A 2554-nucleotide genomic window follows, 5' to 3' on the forward strand; every position below is an offset into this window, starting at 1 on the left:
TGTGAAGGGTTTCGGATGCCGGCCGCATGATTGACGGCGCGGCATATTCGGGCGGCCGGCGTCCGAAAGCCTCCAAGGGAGGAAACCGCGCATGGTGGGCAGGACCGGTGCGGCGGGCTCTATGGGGATTTGAGCGCTGCAGGCGAGCTGGCCGATTTGGTTTGAGCCGGTGCAGCGAGCTGCGCGACGGCGACGCGGCCGATGAATGAGCGGTAGGCTGCGTCGAACGCAATCAAATGTCGGCCGATCGGCGACGAAAGAGGAAAGCCTGCGTGCGCTCCGCCGTGGCCGATCGATGAGCGGCGGGCACTGCGAGCAACTTTGCAGAATGGCGGTTGCGCGGTCACGACGTGTCGATCCTGATGGCGCTGGTTGGTGCGGTCGATCGGTGACGCGGCGTTGCGCCTCGCTCAAAGACCTCGATGACGATCATGCGGCCGCCACAGCATGGACAGCGCGGCTTGGCCGTGTCGACGGTGGTCTCGGTCGGCTCATCCTCGCGATCCTTGACAGCGAGCAGCTCGCGCGCGCGTGCGACGTTGTCGGCGCAGGTTCCCCGCGCAAGCAGCCCGTAGTGGCGGATGCGGTGGAAGCCCTTTGGCAGCACGTGGATGAGGAAGCGGCGGATGAACTCGTCTGTCGCGAGCGTCATCCGCTTTTGACGGTCGCGGCCCTCGACGCGGTAGTCCTTCCACCTGAAGGTGACGCCGTGCTGGTCGAAGGCGATCAGGCGTCTGTTGGCGATGGCGACGCGGTGGGTATAGCGCGACAGATAGGCGAGCACGGCTTCAGGGCCGCCGAACGGACGCTTGGCATAGACGACCCATTCCGTCTTGCGCGACGCTGCAAGCCATGCGGCGAATGATCGTGCTCCGGCGAGATGGGCGTCGTTGCCGAAGAAGCTCAGGCGCCCGGCCTGGTGGAGGGCGGCGAGGCGCTCCAGGAATAGCCGCCGGAACAGGCGTGAGAGCACGCGCACCGGCAGGAAGAAGCCCGGCCGGCAGGACACCCAGCGCTGGCCGTCGGGCGAGATGCCGCCGCCCGGCACGATCATGTGCACATGCGGGTGGTGGGTCATGGCCGAGCCCCAGGTGTGCAGCACGGACGTGATGCCGATCCTGGCGCCGAGATGCTTCGGGTCGGCGGCGACCGTCAGCATCGTCTCGGCCGAGACCTTGAACAGCAGATCGTAGATGGCGGTCCTGTTGTGGTAGGCGATGTCGGCGATCCGAGCCGGCAGTGTGAACACGACGTGATAATACGGCACCGGCAGCAACTCGGCTCGGCGATCGGCGAGCCACTGCTTCGCCGCGGCGCCCTGGCACTTCGGGCAGTGCCGGTTGCGGCAGGAGTTGTAGGCGATGGACGTGTAGGCGCAGTCCTCGCAGCGCGCGACATGGCCGCCGAGCGCTGCCGTGCGGCAGCTCTCGATCGCCGACATCACCTTCAACTGGTTGAGGCTGACATGGCCGGCATGGGCCTGACGCCATGCCGGACCATGGTCGCGGAAGATATCCGCAACCTCCAGAGCCGGACGAGACACGCAGGCCCCGCGTCAGCCGGGCGGCCGGGTCTCCTTCAGCTTGATCGCGATGTGCTCCAGCGGGCTCATGACCTCGCTGATCGTCTTGGTGGCGACCCGTGTATAGAGCGCGGTCGTATCGAGCTTGGCATGACCGAGCAGCACCTGGATCACGCGCACGTCGATGTTCTGCTCGAGCAGGTGGGTGGCGAAGCTGTGCCTCAAGGTATGCAGCGACACGCGTTTGTGAATCTCGGCCACCTGGGCCGCGGCATGACAAGCACGATTGAGCTGGCGCGTCGTCATCGGCTGCGCCGGGTCACGCCCTGGGAATAGCCAGCCCTGGGGACGGGCCGCCCTCCACCAGGCGCGCAGCAGGTCGAGCAGGCTCGGCGACAGCATGACATTGCGGTCCTTGCCGCCCTTGCCCTGCTCGACGCGGATGATCATGCGCTTGCTGTCGATATCGGAGATCTTGAGCGAGACGACCTCGTTGGCACGGAGGCCGGCGCCATAGGCCACGCTGAGCGCCGCCTTGTATTTGAGCCCGGGTGCCGCATCGAGCAGCCGCGCCACTTCCTCCACGCTCAGCACCACCGGCAGCTTGCGCGGCTGGTGGATGAAGTGGGTGTGCTCGACGATCTCGTGACGCCGCAGCGTGACCTTGAAGAAGAACCGCAAGGTCGAGACCGTCTGGTTGATGGTCGGCCCGCCGACGCCGCGCGATGCCAGATGGAGCTGATAGCGGCGCACGTCCTCGAAGCTGGCCAGATCCGGCGATCGTCCGAGGAAGGCTGCGAAGTCCTTGACCCGTTGCACGTAGTCATGTTGGGTCTTGGGCGCGAACTTGCGGATCGTCATGTCTTCGATCATGCGCCGCCGCAACGGGCTCATGGCCTCGTCGGTCATGGGGATGCTCCTGTCTTGGGTGAAGGTTGCGAACCCCTCATCTCAAGACAGGACGCCTCGCTGCGCTATCCTCTCAGCCGTGCTGCCGGCCGTCGTGCCCTACCGCGCGAGCGGTTTAGTCCT

General features: G+C 66.1%; 2 protein-coding genes. Both read right to left on the reverse strand.

What is annotated here, in order from left to right:
* Positions 1 to 343 precede the first annotated feature (343 nt).
* Positions 344 to 1543: an IS91 family transposase gene (locus ACQR1D_RS31865; protein WP_434840545.1), complete on the reverse strand. Its 1200-nt coding sequence runs from the start codon at positions 1541 to 1543 to the stop codon at positions 344 to 346.
* Between the two features lie 12 nt (positions 1544 to 1555).
* The gene (locus tag ACQR1D_RS31870) at positions 1556 to 2431 is read right to left on the reverse strand and encodes a tyrosine-type recombinase/integrase (RefSeq protein ID WP_315805877.1); all 876 of its coding nucleotides are present in this window, start codon (positions 2429 to 2431) and stop codon (positions 1556 to 1558) included.
* Positions 2432 to 2554: the final 123 nt, after the last annotated feature.

The organism is Bradyrhizobium sp. HKCCYLRH2047 (assembly GCF_051168175.1).
Lineage (GTDB): Bacteria > Pseudomonadota > Alphaproteobacteria > Rhizobiales > Xanthobacteraceae > Bradyrhizobium.